Annotated in this window: 6 protein-coding genes and 1 pseudogene; all 7 read left to right on the top strand. The window is 37.9% G+C overall.

What is annotated here, in order from left to right; genetic code table 11:
• Positions 1-140 precede the first annotated feature (140 nt).
• A pseudogene (locus TS1_RS11980) lies at positions 141-293 on the top strand (DUF302 domain-containing protein); the annotation flags it as partial.
• A gap of 284 nt (positions 294-577) precedes the next feature.
• Positions 578-862 carry a membrane protein insertion efficiency factor YidD gene (gene yidD, locus TS1_RS11975; protein ID WP_002318456.1) on the top strand — a complete coding sequence of 95 codons (285 nt, stop codon included), beginning with the start codon at positions 578-580 and terminating at the stop codon, positions 860-862.
• Positions 843-1,163 carry a thioredoxin gene (trxA, locus tag TS1_RS11970; protein WP_002318457.1) on the top strand — a complete coding sequence of 107 codons (321 nt, stop codon included), beginning with the start codon at positions 843-845 and terminating at the stop codon, positions 1,161-1,163. The genes yidD and trxA overlap by 20 nt, the downstream gene beginning before the upstream one ends.
• Before the next feature lie 23 nt (positions 1,164-1,186).
• A complete protein-coding gene (locus TS1_RS11965; RefSeq protein ID WP_068710706.1) occupies positions 1,187-1,492 on the top strand; it encodes a rhodanese-like domain-containing protein in 306 nt (101 codons plus the stop codon).
• Positions 1,492-3,144, top strand: coding sequence for an FAD-dependent oxidoreductase (locus tag TS1_RS11960; protein WP_068710705.1), 1,653 nt, complete (start codon positions 1,492-1,494; stop codon positions 3,142-3,144). Before TS1_RS11965 ends, TS1_RS11960 begins: the two co-directional genes overlap by 1 nt.
• Positions 3,144-3,440 (top strand): rhodanese-like domain-containing protein, encoded by a 297-nt coding sequence (locus TS1_RS11955; RefSeq protein WP_068710704.1) that lies wholly within the window; start codon positions 3,144-3,146, stop codon positions 3,438-3,440. Before TS1_RS11960 ends, TS1_RS11955 begins: the two co-directional genes overlap by 1 nt.
• Positions 3,440-3,700 carry a metal-sensitive transcriptional regulator gene (locus tag TS1_RS11950; protein ID WP_068710703.1) on the top strand — a complete coding sequence of 87 codons (261 nt, stop codon included), beginning with the start codon at positions 3,440-3,442 and terminating at the stop codon, positions 3,698-3,700. Before TS1_RS11955 ends, TS1_RS11950 begins: the two co-directional genes overlap by 1 nt.
• The last annotated feature ends 413 nt before the right edge of the window (positions 3,701-4,113 follow it).

Below are 4,113 nucleotides of genomic sequence, written 5' to 3'. Positions count from 1 at the left end.
TTCAGGCCAAAGATTGTTGATTAAAAAATAGAGTGAATAAGAGAGGAATCATGTCGTCTCTTATTCACTCTATTTTTTTGTTAAGTTTCATAACTTAATAGTTTCAAAACGAACTTTCTAATTTTAATTGTCTCAAAAACAAGGTATTAGAAGTATGTAATCCAAAACAAGCAAAAGAAGTATTGGAAAAACGTATTGAAGTTGGCTACTTTTTACCGTGTAAGGTAGTTGTTTATGAAAAAGAAGCCGATGTGTATATTGGAATACTAAAACCAACAGTATTAATTGACTTTATCAAAGATGATAATTTGACAATGATTGCTAGAGAAGTTGAATCAACATTAAAAGAAGTAGTGGACGCTGCTAAATAAATATAAAAAAGACTTTCTCGTGAACTAAAATGGACCCCTATAGTTTTTTTTGCTCATAGGGAGGAAGGTCATGTAACTTTATCCACTAGCTCTTAATACAAGATTCGGAAATACCGACATATTATGGTCGTTTTTATTCTTTTTGAAAAATGCTTTACAAAAAATACGCATGGGGGTATAATCAAAATACGCGTGGGGGTATGTAAATGAAAAATATCATTTTATTAAGTATAAAAGGTTATCAAAAAGGAATTTCGCCGTTGTTTCCACCGAGTTGCCGTTATTATCCCACCTGCTCGCACTATGCTGTTGATGCGATTGAAAAACACGGAGCAGCAAAAGGGTCTCTAATGGGAGCAGCACGTATTATGCGGTGTCATCCATTTGTTAAAGGCGGATATGATCCAGTGCCAAGTACATTTTCATTGAAAAGAAATAACAGACATAAGATAAAAGGAGAGGAACAATCAAATGACAGTAAAAGTAACTGATATAACATTAGCATCAGAAGTAAAAGAGGGTATTACATTAGTCGATTTTTGGGCTCCTTGGTGCGGGCCATGTAAGATGTTAGGACCAGTATTAGAAGAATTAGAAGCAGAATTTGCACCTGAAATTAAAATTGCAAAGTTGAACATTGACGAAAACAATGTAATAGCTAGTCAACTGGGCATTATGAGCATTCCTACCATGGTTTTATATAAAGATGGTCAGCCTATTGAAAAAATAGTTGGCTACCAACCAAAAGAAGTACTAAAAGAGTATTTAATGGAAAAAGTAACAGCAGAATAATTACTATTATGAGGAGGAAAAATATGTTTTTCAAAAAAACACCTACGATTTCAACTACTGAACTGGAGAATAAATTATCCGAAAAGCCGCAAATTATTGATGTGAGAGAACCGCATGAATTCAAAATTGGTCATATTCCAGGTGCAAAAAATATTCCATTGGCTAAAGTTTCTACCTATCCCCCGAAGGGTCAAGTCTACGTAGTGTGCCAATCTGGGATGCGCAGTAAACGAGCGACGAAAATATTGCTGAAACAAGGACATGATGTTATCAACGTCCGTGGCGGCATGATGGCATGGGCAGGAGTAAAAAAAGGAGGCAAGAATTAATGAGAATTGTCATTATTGGTGGTGTAGCAGGTGGTATGTCTGCTGCTACACGGTTAAGACGTTTGGATGAAAGAGCAGAAGTTATCGTGTTAGAAAAAGGGCCATATGTGTCATTTGCTAATTGTGGTTTGCCTTATTATGTCGCTGGAGAAATTGATGAACGGACGGATTTGTTAGTTCAAACTCCAGAAGCTTTGCAAGCAAGGTTCAATTTAGACGTACGGCCAAATAGTGAAGCTATTTCCATCGACTCCAACAACAAAGAAGTGGTCGTGCAAACCGATCAAGAAACATACACATTGGGGTATGACAAATTAATCTTGTCTCCAGGAGCAAAGCCATTTATTCCGCCAGCAAACGGATTAGAAGAAGCAGAGAATATTTTCACCTTGCGTTCTGTACCAGATGTCGATGCGATTTCCAACTTTATCCATATACACAACCCTAAAAAAGCAGTTGTCATAGGTGCTGGATTTATCGGGCTAGAAATGGCAGAAAGTTTAGTCCAACGAGGAATGGAAGTTACTATTGTAGAGAAAGCGCCACATGTACTGCCGCCTTTCGATGAAGAAATGGCGGCTTATGTAACGAAAGAATTAGCAGCTAATGGTGTAAGATTATATACAGGATTGGCGGCTGAATCATTTGAAGAAAAAGGTAAAATCGTTGTATTGGAAAACGGAGAACGCTTAGAAAGTGATATTACTTTAATGTCTGTCGGCGTAAAACCGGAAACAACGGTAGCTTTGACAGCTGGTGTCGAAACAGGTTTACGCGGCGGAATAGTCGTCGATGACCAATATGAAACTAGCCAAAAAGATATTTACGCTGTAGGGGATGCGATTGTCGTTAAACAACAAATCAACGGAGAAGACACAATGATTGCATTGGCTTCGCCAGCTAACCGTCAAGGACGTCAAGTGGCTGATGTCATTAGCGGATTGGAGCGTAAAAAAAAAGGCAGTATCGGGACAGCGATTGTACGAGTATTCAAAATGGCAGCAGCGTCGACCGGTTTGAATGAACGCCAATTGCAACAAGCTGATGAGGTGTATGAAGTGATTCATATCCAAGGAAAAAGCCATGCTGGCTATTATCCTAATGCAAAAACCATTGTCTTAAAATTATTGTTTTATCCGACTACTGGTAAAATTTATGGCGCTCAGGCCATCGGAGAAGACGGTGTAGACAAACGGATTGATATCATTGCTACAGCTATTAAAGCCGGAATGACGGTGCAAGATTTGCCGGAATTAGAGTTCACTTATGCTCCTCCATTTGGTTCTGCTAAAGATCCTGTCAATATGGCTGGTTATACAGCCTTAAATCTTATGGAAGGCCTTAGTGAATCGGTGCAATGGCATGAATTAGAAGACAAGCAAGCAGAAGGATATTTATTGCTGGATGTTCGAAATGAAGGTGAATTGAAATCAAACGGCCGTTTAAAAGGAGCAGTCAATATTCCTTTAGATAGTTTGCGAGACCGCATGGCAGAGTTGCCAAAAGATCAACCAATTATTGTGAGCTGTCACAGTGGTCTGCGCAGCTATATAGCGGAAAGAATGCTAAAACAAAATGGTTATAAAGCCAAAAATTTAGATGGAGCATTTGCTCTTTACTCAACAGTAAAACCAGAAAAGGTGGTAAAATAATGTACAATACAATATCAATGCCAGAATTTGAACAAAAATGGAAAAAAGAGAAACTTCCTTTAGTAGACGTTAGAGAAATGAACGAATGGGAAAATGGTCACCTGGACGGAGCAATCCATGTTCCTTTAAGTAATCTTTCAGCTGAAAAAAATAAATTGGATAAAAGTCAAGAGTATTATGTAATGTGTCACTCCGGTGCGCGTTCTTCAATGGCTTGTCAACAATTAGCACAAGAAGGATACAAAGTGATAAATGTAATGGGAGGAATTTCTGCTTGGAGAGGAGAAATCGTTTAATGGAATACGATAAAAAAATTGTGAACCGTTTGAAACGTTCTGATGGTCAGTTGTATGGGGTTTTGAATATGATGGAAGAAGGAAAAGACTGCGCGGATATTGTTACTCAATTATCAGCGGTGCGCTCCAGTATTGATCGTGCGATTAGTTTAATTGTTGCTGAAAATTTAGTAGAATGCGTACAGGATAATATCAAAAATGGTAGTACTGGAGAAGAAAGCGTTGAACAAGCAATTCAGTTATTAATGAAAAGCCGTTAAATTAAAAGAGTTATAGCTTGGATTATTTAGTTCGCCAGTTGAGTGTCAACGTATCGAAACAGAGTTTTTTATTAAGGTAATTTAGTGAAGAACATTACAGGCGATGATTGTTCAGTTTATCCAAGATGAGAAGGTTGCTGCGTTGGGGGACTCCAGAAGAGCCGGTAGATCCAGTGGCCCCTGAAGAGCCAGTTTAACTTCAGAAGTAAATAAGGCATTAAATTTAAGCCCAATACTAACCTGATAAAAACAATTATTACTCTCTTTCCAATTAGGTAATATGGAAAGAGAGTTTTTTGATTTGTCCGAAGACTAGAACATTGAGGAATAAAAAAGTAAGATAGTGCACTTATGTCGATGAGGGGTGTACCCGTAACGTCATAAATAGAACGTTGTTTTTATTGACTTTTTGG

Source organism: Tetragenococcus solitarius NBRC 100494 (genome assembly GCF_001544195.1).
GTDB lineage: Bacteria > Bacillota > Bacilli > Lactobacillales > Enterococcaceae > Tetragenococcus > Tetragenococcus solitarius.
Note: the sequence above shows the minus strand (reverse complement) of the source record. Positions and strands in the feature narration are given on the sequence as shown.